Genomic DNA, 20,467 nt, shown 5'->3' on the forward strand with positions numbered 1-20,467 from the left:
TTAAATCAATTTGTTACTGGTGGCGTACGCTATTGCTTCGGCAATATTGCCTACACCTAATTTAGTAAACAGTTTTCTTTTATGAAATTTGATTGTATCTGCCGAGACAAACATGCTCTCGGCCATGTTGGCAATCGTAAATCCTCTAATAGAATATTGCAAAACCTCTTTTTCACGGCTGGTAAGTACTATCTTTTCAGATGTTTTCCAAAAATCTCCTTCCAGGTCATAGTTAAAGATTTTATTTTCTCCTTTTTTATAAATTTTAATGTTCCCGGACTGCAGTTCTGAGGAAAGTGAAATGATACAAATTGACTTCCAGATTTTACCGTCATTGGTTAAAAAAACGGGAGTCAGTTTTTGATTGACCAAAAAGGTTTTTCCACTCGGATTCTTCAACCGAAAATCATATGAAATAGTATGATATATTCGCTCTTCCAGGGGAATATTTTGATAGAAATCAAATCCTATCGTATTAATCTTCAAGAGTAAGTCCAGATCTTCTTTTATTACATACTTAAAGTAAAAGGCATAGCCCAGTTCCTGCACCTCTTCCGGTGTATGGCCACACAGAAAAAGTGGGTTTTCAGAGACATATTCAAATCCTTTTTTTTCGTAATCTATAATGTAGATACTGCTGTAAGTTGTTCTGGCAAACGCTTTGACAAGTTCTAAATAATTGGCCAGTTTAAGTGCTTCATCTTCAGAAATTTTTTGCACTGTATTGTTAGATGAAAAAAAGTCGTTTTCAATTACCATATCCTAATATTTTTAGTATAGTATGAATATAGGGAAAATTGTAGATATGCTGTTGATTTTTTTTTAAAATCTATGCGAATTTAACTTCATTTCCATATGACAGCCAATTATGCTTTTTTGAAATCCCTTTTTAATAATTCAATCCCTGTGAACTACCCTAAAGTATAGCTTTGGTAGAGTTTATAAAAACTAGCATTTTGTGTAATAAAAAAGATAAGTTGAGTTGATAGCTTTGAGGTACTAAAAACGACCATCATGATACTCAAAAATAGCCCTTTATTCGAAATTAGTCAAAATGAAATTTTCTTGATGTCAAAATTTGTGATAACAGAAAATTTAAATCCTCATATAAAAGCATTTTCAAATACCTGTCAAAAAGATATTGATGCTGTTTATCATGAAGAGATGGAATTGCTGAAGAATTCAAAAATATTCATTTTCAAAAATGAACTTGACGAATTGATAGGAACGATACGAGTATTAAGATGGGACTTTATCAGTCCGCTTCCAATTCAAAAAAGCTATGGAGTAAATCCTTTTCTATGCATCGAAGGTGAGGCTATTAATGACATCTGGCACATTGGCCGTCTTGCCATTAAAAAAGGAATTCAGGATACCAACCTCCTTAAAAAATTGTTGGTTTGTGCCATTGCTCCGGTTTGTGCCCATAAAGATAATATTGCCTTTGCCGAGATAGATGCAGAAATGCTTCGTGTGTTAAGACTTCTGGGCATTAAAGCTAAAACTGTCGGTAAGTCAAGAGAGTATCTGGGTTGCGACAACATTCCTGTAAGTATATCATATCATGGGTTGATTGATTTTTATAACGAAAATAAGCATATGGTTTCAACTCAAAAAAACATTGTGCTTTCGGGCGAAAACTATAAACTACCCAATAAGGTAGTATTTAGTACAGATACGCTCAACTACACTTTGGTGTAGTAAGAAGTGCTATTTTGTATTGTAAGTTTACTTCAGTGAAAATCAGTTAAGTTATTCGTTTATAGCTCCTTGATTTTTATGAAGCTCTTAAAAAGAAAGTTGTTTTACAGGAAAATTACTTCTACATAAAAATAGTCTTTTTAAGAATTAAATTAAAATACGATTACCCTTATTACCTTTTTAAGTTACCCGTTTAAAAAAAACATTTTTCTAAATAATTAACCATGTGACTGGTTACAGCGCAGCTATATCCTTTCACGAAAAACTTGCAATTATGGAAAGAAAACACGGTTGGCATGTTCTTTATGTGAAATACAGACATGAAAGTAAAGTATACAGAGAGTTAACGGAAAAAAGCATTGAAGCATTTCTTCCAATGGCAACAAGCATCAGAAAATGGAGTGACCGAACCAAAAAAATCCAGGTTCCTTTATTTCCAAGTTATGTTTTTGTGAACATCAAATCAAACAAGGATTTTCACGATGTTTTAACTGTAGACAGTGGCTGTTCTTATTTGTCTTTTGGTGGTGAATATGGACTTGTTTCGGACAGTGAGATCTCTCAGATAAAGCTTTTTGTTGAAGGAAAAGAAATAAGTGACGTTCAGCTTATGACAGCACTTCCTAAAATTGGAGAGCATGTTAAAATAGAGCACGGCGAATTATCGGGTCTTGAATGTGAAGTTTTCAGAATCGACAATCAAAACAGAATTAGTGTTAGACTACGTTCTTTACGCCAAAATATATCGGCAATCGTTCCATTGTCTTATTTATCCGCTCCGGCCGAAAACGTTTTTGCAAAAGCATAACTAATCTGTAAGCGGCCGTATTTTGAACAAAAAAATAATCAACACTTTATCAGTGATCTGGATTTGAAATTTTAGTTCTGTTCATAATCCCAAAATCTTATAAAAAAAACATTCCGCATTGTTTTAAAACGATGTGTCAGGATACCCATGCCTTATCCATTTTAATTATACCCTTATTAATTCCATTATTAATTCAAATATTCAGCATTTAAGAAAATATTTTAAGATGAAAGATATCAAATCAATACTTACAGGTTTATCTAATAAAGAAGTACAAATTTTCCTGGATGACGCCCAGGAAAATTTGAGAGTAACCGGAAATACAGCCGCTCTTACAGCAGAAGATAAAAGCGATATTTCGACCAATAAAGACCGACTTATTACTTTACTGAAACAGAGTAAAAGCAGCATTGAATCGAACTTTGAGGTGATTTTGCCTGTTGCAGCATCAGAAAGTTATGAGATGTCTGCGGGACAACGCCGACTTTGGACTTTAAGCCAGTTTGAAGGAGGGTCGGCCGTGTACAACATGCCTATGCATACCACTCTGAATGGGAATTATGATATTGAATGTCTTCAAAAAGCAATTACAGCGACTATAGAGCGTCACGAGATCTTACGTACTATTTTTAAAATGGAGGAGAACGGTGATATTAGGCAATACGTGCAACCCACAACAGCATTAAATTTTGAACTGTCTTATGTTGATTTCAGGAATGCTGATGATAAACAAGCCAGTATAGCTCATTATATCAATACAGACTCATATGTACACTTTGATTTAGAAAAAGGGCCTTTATTCCGCGCAAGCTTACTACAAACAGAAGAGGATACTTATGTTTTCTATTATAACATGCATCATATTATTAGCGATGGGTGGTCTATGAATGTATTGTCAAAAGATGTATTTGCATTTTACGAGTCATTTGTAAAAGGTATTACTACGGATCTTGCACCTCTTGCCATTCAATATAAAGATTATGCAAATTGGCAGGCTGTACAATTAGGGACTACAAAGGCAGGTGCGGATAAAGAATACTGGTTAGAGCGTCTTTCCGGAGATTTACCAGTTTTAGATCTTCCTTCAGAAAGATTTAGACCTACTGTGAAAACAAATAACGGACAACATCTGAGATCGTATATTTCTAAGGAAAGTACGCAAGAAATTAAAAATTTTACAGAAGAGAAAAGAGGAAGTATCTTTATTAGTCTGCTGGCAGCTTTGAATGTTCTTTTGCATAAGTATACCTCCAATGTCAATATTATTATTGGCAGCCCGGTTGCAGGACGTGATCATGCCGATTTAGCAGATCAGATAGGGTTTTATGTCAATACATTAGCCTTGCACAATACAGTTGATCCGGAAGAAAGTTTTGCTTCGTTTTATGACCGGGTAAAGCTGGATACCTTAAATTCATTTGAACATCAGATGTATCCGTTCGATCGTTTAGTAGAGGATTTGAATATCAAACGAGATGTAAGCCGCAGTGCTGTTTTTGATGTTTTATTCACCGTTCAAAATACAGGAGTATCAATAGATGATGCGAAGATAGAATACGAAGATGTTGAAAAAATAACAGATTTAGGCGCGAAGATGGCTAAGTTTGATTTAGAGTTTAATTTTACCGAGGTGGGGGACTATTTTTGTTTTGATGTTGTATATAATTCTGATATATATGATGTTGAAATGATTAAAGGCTTGATGACACATTTTAAAAAGCTGTCAATCTCTGCATTTTCAAGTCCTGAAACTCATATAAACACCATAGAATATATTGGAGAAGGGGAGAAGGATATAGTATTAAATGTCTTTAATAATACAAGAGTTCTATATCCCTCAAATAAAACATTAATAGATTTATTTGAAGAACAAGTAGCCAAAAATCCAGAGACTATAGCGATGATCTGTGAGGGTAAAGAGTTTACTTATAGAGATTTGAATGTAATTTCAAACCAATTAGCAAATTATTTATTCTTACATCATGACATAGAGGCTACTGATTTAATCGGGGTAAAATTAGAAAGAAATGAATGGTTGTTAATTTCAATGGTGGCAATTTTAAAAATGGGCTGCGGCTACGTACCTATAGACATAAATTATCCGGCCAAAAGAATTGAATATATTGAAAAGGACAGCCAATGTAAACTGATTATTGACAAGTCTGTACTTTCATTCTTTGAAAATTCTGAAGCACTACCAGAGGAATATCCAAAAATAAAAATTGATTCAAAAGAGATAGCCTATATTATTTACACGTCTGGATCGACTGGAGAACCTAAAGGGGTAATGATTACGCATGATAACGTTGTATCCATGCTTTATTGGGCAATAGATGAATTTAGTACTACAGATTTTGATACACTTTATGCAGTGACCTCACATTGTTTTGATTTATCTGTTTATGAGTTCTTTTATCCACTGAGCATTGGTAAAAAAATACGATTATTAGAGAATGGATTATCAATAGGAAACTACTTAGAAAATGATGAAAAAGTATTAATTAACACCGTTCCTTCTGTAATCCAGGAACTAATTAATCAAAATGTTTCCTTTGAGAATGCGGTCGCTATAAATTTAGCAGGAGAACCTTTTCCTGTATTTATAGCGGATTATTTTAGTACTTCAAATGTGGTTTTGAGAAATTTATACGGTCCGTCAGAAGATACAACATACAGTAGTTGTTATGTTCTCGATAAAACTTATAAACGTTCTGTTCCTATCGGAAAACCAATATCGAATACCTCTATGTACATTTTGTCTGCTGATTTAAAGTTAGTTCCTATTGGAGTTATTGGAGAATTATGTATTTCCGGTGACGGTATTTCCAGAGGCTATCTGAACAAATCAGAATTAACGGAAGATCAATTTATAGACAATCCTTTCGGAGAAGGAAAACTTTATAAAACTGGAGATCACGCAAGATGGCTTTCCACTGGAGATATAGAATACAGAGGACGTTTGGATGATCAGGTAAAAATTAGAGGCCACAGGATCGAATTGGGAGAGATTGAACAGGCAATACTCTCTCTGGAAAATGTTGAAGCGGCCGTAGCCCTGGTAAAATCTATTGGAGGTACTGATGCAATCGTATCTTATATAGTTAGTCCTGTGGTTTTAGATTTGCAAAAAATAAGATTAAATTTAAGTACGGCTCTACCTGGGTATTTAATTCCTAATTATTTTGTTTTTCTGGAAAAAATTCCACTAACCCCTAACGGAAAGACGGACAAGAAGGCATTGGCAGACCTTGAAATTAACAATGACTTTGTATATGTTGCTCCGGGTACGCCATTAGAAGAAAAATTGGCTGTCATCTGGCAGGATTTGCTAAACGCAGAACAAGTAGGAATTACAGATAATTTCTTCGAATTAGGCGGTCATTCCTTGTCAGCAGTTCGATTGATTTCGGCACTAAAAAAGACTTTTAATGTTACTGTAACAATTACGAATATATTTAGTAATCCAACAATTGCTGCTTTGGCTTCGTTTATCGAAAGCCAGGACAATACATCGGTACTTCCTTTTATTACCAAACAAGAGCTGCCTGCCGATATTCCGTTATCATATGCCCAGGAGCGTTTGTGGTTTATTGATAAATTAAAAGGAAGTGAACATTATCACATTCCTGTCGTATTAAATTTAAAAGGGAATCTTAACACAGCATATTTAGCAACAGCCTTAAAAACGATTGTAGAACGTCATGAAGCATTGCGTACTGTATATGTAGAAAAAGACGGAGTGGCGTATCAAAAAGTACAGTCTTCAGAGAACTGGGAATTGAATGTTCTTTCTTCCGTGGATCATTATGACTCATTTTTATCCGAAGAAATAAGCAAAGCTTTTGATCTTTCGAAAGATTATATGCTTCGCGCGACGATTATCAAGGTATCAGAAGCGGAACATATTTTAGTATTGGTGCGTCATCATATCGCTACCGATGGCTGGTCTTCATCGCTGATTGTAAATGAATTTAAAGCGCTATACGCTTCTTATGAATCCGGAACAGAGGCCAATTTACCGGTTCTTTCTTTCCAGTATACCGATTATTCGGTATGGCAGCGTTCTCAAATAACAGGCACTTATTTAGCAGATAAATTAGAATATTGGGAAAACAAACTTTCGGGCGTTGCACCATCGGCACTTCCAACAGATTACCCACGACCTTCGGTTCAAAGCAGCCGGGGGAATCATGTTAGTTTTAGGCTGGACAGCGAGCGCAGCGAAGCTTTACGAGCGTATGCCAAAGAAGAAGGCGTGACTTTGTTCATGGTATTGCTAAGTGTTTATAAAGTATTGTTATACCGTTACAGCGGTCAGTCAGACATCTGTATCGGAACTACCGTTGCCAATCGTCCGCAGCAGGAACTGGAGTCGATGATTGGTTTCTTTGTCAATACCCTGGCGCTTCGAAGCGATTTATCGGGCAATCCTTCTTTTGAGGCTGTTTTGCAATCGGTAAAGCAAACCACTTTAGAGGCTTACGACCATATCGCGGTTCCGTTTGAGAAAGTAGTCGACCGTGTAGAGAAAACACGTGACAAAAGCAGAAGTTCTTTATTTCAGGTATTGTTTGTCTTAAATAATAATCCAGATTCCAAAGTGGCCGAGTTCAGTGATATTACCATAGAAGCTGTAGCAACAGAGTATGACATTGCCAAATTTGACCTGACTATTTTTGCAGAAGACAGCGCAGAGGGAATCTCAATCTCTTTCAACTATTGCACTGATTTGTTTAGTTCGAATACTGTCTCAGCCTTACGTTCTCATTATGAGAACCTGCTGATGACTATTTTAACGAGCAGCACTTCATCGATAGGCAACCTGGAGATGTTAAGCCCTGAGGAAGAGCAAAAATTACTTGTAGATTATAATACAGTTGATTATATACTAAAAGGAGAAGGAACCGTATTGTCCCTTTTTGAAGAGCAGGTTTCCAAAACTCCTGATGCGGTTGCTTTTGTTTATAATGACATCCGTATGACGTATCAGGAACTCGATGAAGCTTCTACCAGACTGGCTTATTATTACCAACAAAATTATGACTTAAAGCAAAATGATTTGATTGGTATCATGATGGATACTTCGAACTGGTCATTGTTAGGTATTCTGTCTATTTTAAAATCTGGAGCAGGTTATGTACCAATAGATACGGCCCTGCCAAAAGAACGCCAGCAATACATGCTCGAGGAAGCAAAGGTAAAATGTTTGCTTATCGAATCCAGCAGTTTATTTGATGTAATCGAATTTGCGGTTCCGGTGTTTTCCCTTGATATTCAGTATGCAGATGTAGCAGAAATTCCAGAAGGAATTACGTTTTCAACATTAGCTACAGAAGATACCACGGCTTATGTGGTGTATACATCAGGAACGACAGGACATCCGAAAGGAGTTCAGGTGAGCCATAAAAACCTGGTCGATTATTATGAAGGATTAGAGGCCAAAATTTTGATCAGCGCCAATAAAACCTTCGGATTAATGTCTTCGCTTTCGGCAGATTTAGGAAATACGATTTTATACGGTTCATTACTAAGCGGGGGAACACTGCACTTGTTCAGCAAAGAAACCTTAATGGATGGGGTTAAACTGCAATCCTACTTTAAAAATCATGACATTGACTGCATCAAAATAGTACCAAGCCACTGGCAGGCCTTGCGCATCGATACGGAATTGCTCTTGCCAAAACGCACGATCATATTTGGAGGCGATGTATTGCCAATATCATTTGTAAAAGACATAACGGCGCAAGACTCCAACGTGGCAATCGTAAACCATTACGGTCCAACCGAAAGTACCATCGGCAAGTTGTTGCATAAAGTAGATCCTGATTTTGATTATGTTACTATTCCTGTCGGAAAATTATTCTCCAACAGCGAAGCCTTTATTGTGAGCAGCGATATGTCGCTTTGTCCGTTAGGGGTTCCCGGAGAATTGTTATTGGGAGGAGCAGGGATTTCAAAAGGCTATTTAAACCGTGAGGATCTCACCCAGGAAAAATTTATTACCAATACGTTTACCAATAAAAGTTCGGTTTTATACAGAACCGGAGATTTGGTACGCAGAAACACCCTGGGAGAAATAGAATTTTTAGGACGCGTAGACGATCAGGTTAAAATACGAGGTTACCGTGTAGGATTAAAAGAAATCAGCCGCGTGATACAAGGATATTCCGGTATCGTGCAAAGTGAGGTTTTATTTAAGGAAGACTTAACAGGAATCAAAAGACTGGTAAGTTATGTAGTTGCAGAAGACAGCTTTGCAGAATCTGATTTGAAATCTTATCTGTCAGGAATTTTACCGGACTATATGATCCCTCAGGCGTATGTTGTTTTAGATCAAATGCCATTGACCTCAAACGGTAAAATAGACCGAAAAGCATTGCCGGATCCTGAAATGTCGAGCCAACGCGAATATGTTGAACCAAGTACTAAAACAGAAGAAACTTTGGTGACTATTTGGCAAGACTTGCTTGGTCTAGAACAAATTGGCGTTACAGATAATTTCTTTGAGTTAGGTGGTCATTCCTTATTAGCAGTCCGTTTATTATCAGCTATTAAAAGCACAATGAATGTCGCTGTGACGATTACAGACATCTTTGATCATACAAATATTGCTGCTTTAGCATCGTTTATCGAAAGCCAGGACAATACATCGGTACTTCCTTTTATTACCAAACAAGAGCTGCCTGCCGATATTCCGTTATCATATGCCCAGGAGCGTTTGTGGTTTATTGATAAATTAAAAGGAAGTGAACATTATCACATTCCTGTCGTATTAAATTTAAAAGGGAATCTTAACACAGCATATTTAGCAACAGCCTTAAAAACGATTGTAGAACGTCATGAAGCATTGCGTACTGTATATGTAGAAAAAGACGGAGTGGCGTATCAAAAAGTACAGTCTTCAGAGAACTGGGAATTGAATGTTCTTTCTTCCGTGGATCATTATGACTCATTTTTATCCGAAGAAATAAGCAAAGCTTTTGATCTTTCGAAAGATTATATGCTTCGCGCGACGATTATCAAGGTATCAGAAGCGGAACATATTTTAGTATTGGTGCGTCATCATATCGCTACCGATGGCTGGTCTTCATCGCTGATTGTAAATGAATTTAAAGCGCTATACGCTTCTTATGAATCCGGAACAGAGGCCAATTTACCGGTTCTTTCTTTCCAGTATACCGATTATTCGGTATGGCAGCGTTCTCAAATAACAGGCACTTATTTAGCAGATAAATTAGAATATTGGGAAAACAAACTTTCGGGCGTTGCACCATCGGCACTTCCAACAGATTACCCACGACCTTCGGTTCAAAGCAGCCGGGGGAATCATGTTAGTTTTAGGCTGGACAGCGAGCGCAGCGAAGCTTTACGAGCGTATGCCAAAGAAGAAGGCGTGACTTTGTTCATGGTATTGCTAAGTGTTTATAAAGTATTGTTATACCGTTACAGCGGTCAGTCAGACATCTGTATCGGAACTACCGTTGCCAATCGTCCGCAGCAGGAACTGGAGTCGATGATTGGTTTCTTTGTCAATACCCTGGCGCTTCGAAGCGATTTATCGGGCAATCCTTCTTTTGAGGCTGTTTTGCAATCGGTAAAGCAAACCACTTTAGAGGCTTACGACCATATCGCGGTTCCGTTTGAGAAAGTAGTCGACCGTGTAGAGAAAACACGTGACAAAAGCAGAAGTTCTTTATTTCAGGTATTGTTTGTCTTAAATAATAATCCAGATTCCAAAGTGGCCGAGTTCAGTGATATTACCATAGAAGCTGTAGCAACAGAGTATGACATTGCCAAATTTGACCTGACTATTTTTGCAGAAGACAGCGCAGAGGGAATCTCAATCTCTTTCAACTATTGCACTGATTTGTTTAGTTCGAATACTGTCTCAGCCTTACGTTCTCATTATGAGAACCTGCTGATGACTATTTTAACGAGCAGCACTTCATCGATAGGCAACCTGGAGATGTTAAGCCCTGAGGAAGAGCAAAAATTACTTGTAGATTATAATACAGTTGATTATATACTAAAAGGAGAAGGAACCGTATTGTCCCTTTTTGAAGAGCAGGTTTCCAAAACTCCTGATGCGGTTGCTTTTGTTTATAATGACATCCGTATGACGTATCAGGAACTCGATGAAGCTTCTACCAGACTGGCTTATTATTACCAACAAAATTATGACTTAAAGCAAAATGATTTGATTGGTATCATGATGGATACTTCGAACTGGTCATTGTTAGGTATTCTGTCTATTTTAAAATCTGGAGCAGGTTATGTACCAATAGATACGGCCCTGCCAAAAGAACGCCAGCAATACATGCTCGAGGAAGCAAAGGTAAAATGTTTGCTTATCGAATCCAGCAGTTTATTTGATGTAATCGAATTTGCGGTTCCGGTGTTTTCCCTTGATATTCAGTATGCAGATGTAGCAGAAATTCCAGAAGGAATTACGTTTTCAACATTAGCTACAGAAGATACCACGGCTTATGTGGTGTATACATCAGGAACGACAGGACATCCGAAAGGAGTTCAGGTGAGCCATAAAAACCTGGTCGATTATTATGAAGGATTAGAGGCCAAAATTTTGATCAGCGCCAATAAAACCTTCGGATTAATGTCTTCGCTTTCGGCAGATTTAGGAAATACGATTTTATACGGTTCATTACTAAGCGGGGGAACACTGCACTTGTTCAGCAAAGAAACCTTAATGGATGGGGTTAAACTGCAATCCTACTTTAAAAATCATGACATTGACTGCATCAAAATAGTACCAAGCCACTGGCAGGCCTTGCGCATCGATACGGAATTGCTCTTGCCAAAACGCACGATCATATTTGGAGGCGATGTATTGCCAATATCATTTGTAAAAGACATAACGGCGCAAGACTCCAACGTGGCAATCGTAAACCATTACGGTCCAACCGAAAGTACCATCGGCAAGTTGTTGCATAAAGTAGATCCTGATTTTGATTATGTTACTATTCCTGTCGGAAAATTATTCTCCAACAGCGAAGCCTTTATTGTGAGCAGCGATATGTCGCTTTGTCCGTTAGGGGTTCCCGGAGAATTGTTATTGGGAGGAGCAGGGATTTCAAAAGGCTATTTAAACCGTGAGGATCTCACCCAGGAAAAATTTATTACCAATACGTTTACCAATAAAAGTTCGGTTTTATACAGAACCGGAGATTTGGTACGCAGAAACACCCTGGGAGAAATAGAATTTTTAGGACGCGTAGACGATCAGGTTAAAATACGAGGTTACCGTGTAGGATTAAAAGAAATCAGCCGCGTGATACAAGGATATTCCGGTATCGTGCAAAGTGAGGTTTTATTTAAGGAAGACTTAACAGGAATCAAAAGACTGGTAAGTTATGTAGTTGCAGAAGACAGCTTTGCAGAATCTGATTTGAAATCTTATCTGTCAGGAATTTTACCGGACTATATGATCCCTCAGGCGTATGTTGTTTTAGATCAAATGCCATTGACCTCAAACGGTAAAATAGACCGAAAAGCATTGCCGGATCCTGAAATGTCGAGCCAACGCGAATATGTTGAACCAAGTACTAAAACAGAAGAAACTTTGGTGACTATTTGGCAAGACTTGCTTGGTCTAGAACAAATTGGCGTTACAGATAATTTCTTTGAACTGGGAGGGGATTCTATTGTTGTGATTCAGGTAGTCAGCAGAGCAAAGAAAAAAGGATATCAAATTCAGGTTCAGGATCTGTTTGATTATCAGACTATTGCAGAATTGGCTATAGCCGTAGAACAAAACAGCCAAAAACTTAATACAGCAGAACAAGGTCTTTTAGAAGGTGAAGTGCCTTTATCGCCAATTCAACAGTGGTTTTTTGAGCGAGGAGAAGAGGCAGTATCGCATTTCAATCAGGCCGTTCTTTTAAGTATAAGTAAAAAGGTTACCAAAGAAAAACTGGAACAAGCCATAGGCCTAATTGTTAAACGTCACGATTCGCTTCGATTTAAATATACCATAAAACAAGACAAATGGAAACAGTTTTATGGAGAATATAGCAATTTGTATCGAACAGAAACCATTGAAGAAGGAATGAGTACGGGTGAAACTATTACAGCAATTTGTAAAAAATATCAGGAATCACTGGACATAGAAAAAGGAGATTTAGCACGATTTGTTCTAATTGAAACTCTGGATTCTGAAGTACATAACAGATTTTTTATGGTATCGCATCACCTTGCAGTAGATGGTGTTTCCTGGAGATTTATTATCGATGATCTGGAAACCCTGCTTAAAGAAGAGACGGTGGACGAAACCTTGTATTTAGAAAATAAAAACAATTCTTTCAGAGATTGGATTAACAAGCTGAGAAATTTTGCAGAGACTGAGGAAATAGAATCTCAATTAGAATACTGGCAGCAAATCAACAGTGATTATACGCCTCTTCCAACAGATTTCTCGACAAAGAGGCCAACCAGAGAGACTATGAAAACCCATGAAGTTATTCTTAATCAGGAGTATACTAATTATTTATTAAAAGAAGCAAACGCTGCTTATAATACAGAAATCAATGATTTGATGCTGAGTGCCTTGCAAATTACTTTCGAAGACGTTTTTGATACACAAAGACTGGCATTAGGTTTTGAAGGTCACGGAAGAGAAAATATATTCCCAGACATTGACCTTGCCGGAACTACCGGATGGTTTACCAATAAATATCCGGTGATTTTATCCAGAGAGGGCGCCAAAACAGAAGGAGATACTATTAAATCGGTAAAAGAAGCCCTGCGAAAAATTCCAACCAAAGGAATGGGGTACGGCTGCCTGCGTTACCTGCATTCTTCTAAAGAAATTCGCACTTCCTTAAAAGATTGCGGATGGGATGTTGTGTTCAATTATTTGGGACAGATCGACAATGTACTGAATCAAAAGGGAAGCTTCACAGCGGCCTCAGAAAACTCGGGAGCACATATTAGTCCTGCTTCATTAATAGAAGAAAAGTTTATTATAAAAGCCCTTATTGCCGGTAATGAACTTAGAATTTCCTGGGATTATTCTAATAACCGTTACCGTCCGGAAACAGTCAAAAAGCTGGCAAATCAATTTATAGAGAATTTAACTCAGCTTATCGAACACTGTATTAATAAAGAAGGCAGGGAAGTAACACCTTCAGATTTTGGATTAAGTGATGTGTTAGATTTCAAAGAATTTGATGAGCTGTTTGAATCAGAAACACAAGAAAGTCTGGAGGATGAAGGAGTCCTTAGATTTTAGGACATATAACTCCGGTGTTTTTTAAAAATGGCGGCGGTGTTTCAAATCGCGATTTTATAACAAAAGCAAAATAGTCGATCATTAATTGTAAGAAGTGGATTCACTACGATCAGAAAAGATATTTAAAATTATGGAAAAGTTTATTCAGGAATTAAAAAAACTCGATTTACATCTTAAGATCAGTGGCAGTGATTTACTGCTTATGGGTAAAGAGGGAAAGTTAACGGCTTCCGAACTGGAAAAAGTTAAGCACCATGGCAATATTGTTTCTTTTATTAAGGAGAACAAAAAGGAGCTGTTTGATTTTTTAAAAACTACTAATTTTAAACTTGAAAAAGCGAACGTATCTTCAATTTATGAACTTTGTCCGGCTCAGGAAGGAATTCTTTTTCACAGTTTATACTTATCGAGTATGGAGGAAGAAGATAACTCTACCAATCATACACAAAACTCAGTAGAGTTTTCTTCACAGGTAGATGCAGAAATCTTTAAAAAAGCCTGGCAGATGGCAATAGAAAATCATACCATACTTAGAACAGGCTTTATAACGGATAAAGTAAAAATACCAATTCAGTTTGTCAATAAAAAAGTAGAGGTTCCTTTTGTATTTTTTGATTACAGCCAATTGCAGGAAGAAGAGGCAAATGAAAAATTTGAAGTGTATCGTATTCAGGATTCAAGGAAATCTTTTTGCATTACAAACCCTCCTTTGATGCGTATTACGTTGGTGAAATTTGGTGAATTTAAGTATAAAATGATATGGACCAGACATCATATTTTGTTAGACGGATGGTCCAATCAAATTTTAATCAGAGAGATTTTAACCTTTTACAGCCAAATCTTAAATGGTATCACACCCGCAGTGCAGAAGGAAGATCTTTTTGAAGAGCACATCAAATATCTAAAATCAATTGATTCGTATAAAGAAAAAACTTTTTGGAAAAATTATTTAAGCGGGTATGAACAGTCTTCATTAATTCCGTTTACGTCTGAATTATTAGAACGAAATAAAGGTAAAGGCGAGTATAAAAAAGAAACGCTTGTTTTTGATAAAGCTTACACAGAAAAGATAATAGATTTTTCAAAATCTTTTCAGGTAACTACCAATACCGTTATGCAGGGTGTCTGGGCAATTCTTCTGTCAAAATACACACATCTTCAGGATATTATTTTTGGGGTAACTGTTTCAGGCCGACCGGCTGAATTGGATTATGATCAAAAATTAGGGTTATTTATCAATACGCTTCCATTGCGATGCAAGTTTGATCAAAATGAAAATATTATTTCGTTTTTCAAGAGAATACAGCAGGAAAATGTTGCCATAAGAAATTTTCAGCACACCGCTCTTAATACGATCAAAGAATTGAATGGTATTAAAGAAGAGTTATTCGATTCTTTGTGGATTTTTAATAATTTTCCGGTAGCAGAGCAATCCAGTGCTGAAAGTGAAGAACTGACCATTCAGGATCAAACTTCTCTGGGGAACACCAATTATTTATTAACCATCCATGTGGTGTTGCAGGAAACGCTGGGTATGTACTTTTCCTACAACAGCGATTTGATAGACGAGAGTTATATCAAAATGATGTGTATGCATATCAGAGTATTGTTAGATCAATTGCTGGAAGGACAAAGTACTATTTCTTCTTTGGATATTCTTTCGTCACCGGAAAAAATGGTATTATTAGAGAACTTTAACAATACAGTGGTAGACTATCCTACAGATGTTACCTTGGTTGATGTATTTGAAAAACAAGTTGAAAAGACTCCAAACGCCATTGCATTGCTTTTTGAAGGTCAGGAAATGACTTATGCAGAACTGAATTTCAAGTCGAATCAACTGGCCAATTATTTAATTGAAAAAGGGATAAAACCAGACACACTGGTAGGAATTTGCATCGAGCGTTCTTTTGAAATGTTAGTAGGAATCCTGGCCATTTTAAAAGCAGGCGGAGCTTATGTTCCGATTGATCCGGACTACCCTAAAAGCCGTGTCGATTATATTTTGGAGGATACAAATACACCGGTTCTTCTGGTTAACAATGCCACTCAGCCTTTAATTGAACAATCAAAAAACAGGTCAATAGTAAATTTGGAGCAATACGAATTGTTATTCTCAAGATATTCCGGAGAGAATGTCCATACAAAATTAGCCCCTGAAAACTTAGCGTATGTTATTTATACTTCAGGTTCCACAGGAGTCCCTAAAGGGGTTATGAACGAACATCTGGGAGTTGTAAACCGATTGTTTTGGGCAAGAGATTACTATAAATTAAATGAGGAGGATGTTTTAATACAAAAAACGACTTTCAGTTTTGATGTTTCTGTATGGGAATTATTGCTGCCTTTGCAGGTGGGCTGTAAACTGGTAATAGCAAAACCGGAAGGACATAAAGACAGTGATTATCTAGTTAAATTAATTAATAAACATAAGGTAAGCATGATCCACTTTGTGCCGTCTATGTTAAGTATGTTTTTATTAGATACAGAATCAGCTTCTGCTGTTTCTTTAAAAAATGTAGTATGTAGTGGAGAAGCCTTAAAAACGAGCCAGGTAATAGAATTTCAAAAGAAATTACCCCAAACGTGCTTAAGTAATTTATACGGTCCAACCGAAGCAGCGATTGATGTGACAAGCTGGATTGCTCCTTCAGGATTTAAAAATACAGATCGTGTACTGATTGGAGAACCTGTAGCAAATACACAAATTGTAATTGTAGATGAGCAGATGAAATTAATCCCTATAGGGGTAATCGGAGAGTTGTGCATAGGGGGAATTCAGGTATCGCGAGGTTATTTAAATCTTTCTGAGCTCACAAATGATAAATTTATTGATAACCCCTATTATAATGGAAGACTTTACAAAACGGGAGATAAAGCCAGATGGCTGGCAGACGGAACCATAGAATATATAGGGCGATCTGATGCACAAGTTAAAATTAGAGGCTACAGAATTGAATTAGGGGAAATCGAAAATCAGCTGCAGGAATTTGAAGATATCGTAAAAGCGGTGGTATTAGTGAATGAAACAGAATCAGGTGACAAACAGCTAATTGCCTATATAGTATCGCACAAAAAAGAAGAACTGACAGCGATAAAAAATGCGCTGTTGGATAAACTTCCGGAATATATGGTACCTGCACAGGTTTTACAAATAGAAAAAATTCCAATCACCAATAATGGAAAATTAGATAAAAAAGCATTGAAGCTTTTGAACACGGAAGAAATTGTACCGGAAGAAGTATTTGTTGCACCACACAACGAAACCGAGGAAAAAGTACAGGCGATCTGGAAGAAGATATTAGAAATGGAAACTATCGGAACACATGACAATTTCTTTAGATTAGGGGGGCATAGTCTTCATTTGATGAGGCTGGTAAATGAATTTAATAAAGTATTCAGTGTCAGGTTGGGACTTCGACAATTGTATAAAAATCCGACAATTGAAACACAGGCAAAAGTAATTATAGCCGCGCAGCCCGCTATTTTTTCAAGTATTCCCAAAATTTCAGAACGTGAAGCCTATCCGGTATCTGATGCCCAAAAAAGATTGTGGTTATTAAGTCAGTTTCCTGAAGGTTCTGTTGCTTATAATATGCCTGCACAAGTTACACTGGAAGGAAAACATCATATAACAGACATAGAAAAAGCAGTTAATTTAGTAATAGACCGACACGAAATATTAAGAACAGTTTTTAAAGTTCATCATAATGGAGCAGTATTACAGCATATTCTGACTACAGATGAACTGCGATTTAAAGTTGATTTTCAAACCTTAAGCACTGATAAAGCAGCAGCCTATATACAGCAGGATTCTTTTAAAATATATAATCTGGAGAAAGGCCCATTATTACGTGTAAGTGTACTTCAGACTAAAGATGAAAAATATGTATTGTATTTTAATATGCATCATATTATTAGTGACGGCTGGTCTATGAATGTATTGAAAAAAGACTTTTTGTATTACTATGAAAGTATCAGAAATCAACGGAATGATGTTTTACCAGCTTTGAGAATTCAGTATAAAGATTATGCCCATTGGCAATTAGACGCTTTAGAGAATGCCGGAATCAATGAAGATAAAATATTCTGGCTGAACAAACTTCAGGGTGACCTGCCTGTCTTGAATCTGCCTTCTTCAAAAGTAAGACCTAACAAAAAGGGCTATAACGGTACTAAGCTATTGGCACATCTTGGAGAAGAAGAACTCTCTCAAATAAAAGCCTATACGCAAACCAATGGCGGAAGCTTATTTACTTTTTTATTGGCTACATGGAATATTATGCTGTACAATTATACAGCAACTGATGATATCATAATAGGTACGCCAATTGCCGGACGAAACCATGCAGATTTATCAGATCAGATTGGTTTTTTCGTTAATACGCTGGCATTAAGAAATCAGGTTCAGCCCAATAGTAGTTTTGATCAATTTTATAAAGAATTGACAGATACTACACTTTTAGCATTTGAACATCAAAATTACCCTTTTGATCGTTTGGTAGAAGATTTGAAAATTAAGAAGAACATTAGCAGAAGTGTCGTATTTGATATTATGCTGATCTTACAAAACACACAGCAATCGAGAGAAGACAACGCGAATATCAATGCCTCAAATATTGACAGTATTCAGGACCTTGGACAAACCGTAACAAAATTTGATCTTGATATCAATTGCAAAGAGTTTAGTAACTATTTGTCTTATGAAATTTCGTTCAACAATGATGTTTACGACAAAGACATGATTTCAGGACTAATGGGGCATTATAAGCAATTAGTAAAAAACATATTAAAGTCTTCAAAACTAGCATTAGCCTCTATTTCTTACTTATCAAAAGAGGAAGAAACCGAATTGTTATATGCGTATAATAATACTAAAGAGGAGTATCCGGTTGGGGAAACAGTACTGGATTTGTTTAACAATCAGGTTCAAAAGAGACCGGAAGCCATTGCTGTAATTGCAGACAACGAGCGTTTGACTTATAACGAGCTGGACAAAAAATCAACACAGTTTGCTGTATACCTGATTAATCATGGTGTGAAAAAAGAGACTCTCGTACCGATCTGTATGGACCGATCTGTAGAGATGGTTATTGGGTTGATAGGAATTTTAAAAGCAGGCGGAGCATATGTTCCAATTGATCCGAACTATCCTAAAAAGCGAATAGATTTTATTATCGATGACACCAACGCTAAAATAATAGTTACAACAGCAAAACTATCCTCATTATTTAATGATTTTATTACTGAAAAAAATGTCATACAAATAGATAGCGTATTAGCAGAAATTCAGGAGTTAAATACAGACGGCTTTACGGCTAAAATTAATCCGGAACAGCTCATCAATGTAATTTACACTTCCGGAACGACCGGTATGCCAAAAGGGGTTTTGATTGAGCACAAATCCATACTCAACTATGCCAGATGGAGTATAAAAAAGTATCAGTTTTCCTCGGAAGATAATGTTGCTAAATATCTGAATTTTGCTTTTGATGCTTCGGCAGAAGAAATTTATCCTGCACTTTTATCCGGAGCCACATTGAATTTCATCCCGGAAAATTGTTTGACAGATGTTCCCCGACTGAACGAATATTTAATAAACAACAACATAACAGTCTTAGTTCTTCCTGCAGTAATGTTGCAGGAGTTTAGAAAATGTAACAATACTACCTTAAGAATGTTGATCGCGGGAGGCGAAAAGATCGAAGATACCAACAAAAACAACTTCGAGGTTTTCAACCATTATGGCCCTACGGAAGCTACGGTAACCTGTTTACATTATCAGCTTAAAAAGGAAGGTAAAAATGTTTTTGCCCCAATTGGAAACCCGGTTGATAATGCCTTTGTCTATATTTTGGATACAAAAGGGAAACTGGTTCCAAAAGGCATGATAGGAGAGCTGTATATTGGTGGAGCCGGATTATCAAGAGGGTACCTCAACAATCCTGTATTAACCAATGAGAAGTTTATTTCGAATCCCTACAATACTGCCGAAAAACTATATAAAACCGGTGATTTAGGAAAACGATTACCAGACGGTAAAATAGAATTTATAGGCAGAAAAGATGATCAGGTAAAAATTAGAGGATACCGAATAGAATTAGGAGAAATAGAGCATGCTATTCTGAATCTTGAAAGCATCGAAAATACGGTAGTCCAGATTAGGAAAAATACAACTGGTGAAAATGATTTAGTGGCATTTATCACCGCCTCAAAAAAGCTAAAATCTTATAAACTAAGAGCTCTGTTAAAAGAATATTTGCCGGATTATATGATACCGTCTTATTTCATTCAGGTAGATCAGTTTAAACTAACCTCTAATGGAAAAATTGATAAAAATGATTTAGATGCAATCGATCTTTCCACCATTATAATTGGCGAAGAATATGTAGCGCCGAGAGATGAAAATGAGGAAAATATAGTCCAGGTTTTAGCGCTCCAGCTCGGCAGAAACAAAGACAGCATCGGCGTGTTTGATCATTTTTTTGACATAGGCGCGAGCTCTATACGGTTAATGACTATTGCGGGAGACCTAAGCGGGTTATTCGGGATAGAAATAACAGTGGTAACGCTGTTTGAATACACCAATATAGATCAGCTTAATGAATATATCAAAGCACATAAAGCTCCTCAAATTGCAACTGAAGAAGAGGAAGACGACTTGTCGGCGGTTTTAGATGAAATGATTGATTTAATGTAATTAGAAATAC

5 protein-coding genes are annotated in these 20,467 nt (G+C 36.7%); 4 read left to right on the forward strand and 1 reads right to left on the reverse strand.

The annotated features are described in order from the left end of the window. The gene (locus tag ABI657_RS04500) at nucleotides 1-759 is read right to left on the reverse strand and encodes a helix-turn-helix transcriptional regulator (RefSeq protein ID WP_348096050.1); all 759 of its coding nucleotides are present in this window, start codon (nucleotides 757-759) and stop codon (nucleotides 1-3) included. A gap of 255 nt (nucleotides 760-1,014) precedes the next feature. On the opposite strand from ABI657_RS04500, the gene ABI657_RS04505 reads away from it, so the two are divergent. The 4 genes from ABI657_RS04505 (at nucleotide 1,015) to ABI657_RS04520 (ending at nucleotide 20,457) form a co-directional block, all read left to right on the forward strand. Further along, nucleotides 1,015-1,701, forward strand: coding sequence for a hypothetical protein (locus tag ABI657_RS04505; protein ID WP_348096051.1), 687 nt, complete (start codon nucleotides 1,015-1,017; stop codon nucleotides 1,699-1,701). A gap of 274 nt (nucleotides 1,702-1,975) precedes the next feature. Beyond that, nucleotides 1,976-2,509, forward strand: a complete 534-nt coding sequence (locus ABI657_RS04510; RefSeq protein WP_348096052.1) for a UpxY family transcription antiterminator — start codon at nucleotides 1,976-1,978, stop codon at nucleotides 2,507-2,509. Between the two features lie 226 nt (nucleotides 2,510-2,735). Next, complete coding sequence (locus ABI657_RS04515; protein ID WP_348096053.1) at nucleotides 2,736-13,757, forward strand: amino acid adenylation domain-containing protein; 11,022 nt, start codon at nucleotides 2,736-2,738, stop codon at nucleotides 13,755-13,757. A gap of 130 nt (nucleotides 13,758-13,887) precedes the next feature. Continuing rightward, the gene (locus ABI657_RS04520) at nucleotides 13,888-20,457 is read left to right on the forward strand and encodes an amino acid adenylation domain-containing protein (protein ID WP_348096054.1); all 6,570 of its coding nucleotides are present in this window, start codon (nucleotides 13,888-13,890) and stop codon (nucleotides 20,455-20,457) included. Nucleotides 20,458-20,467: the final 10 nt, after the last annotated feature.

This window comes from Flavobacterium sp. (assembly GCF_039930565.1).
GTDB lineage: Bacteria > Bacteroidota > Bacteroidia > Flavobacteriales > Flavobacteriaceae > Flavobacterium.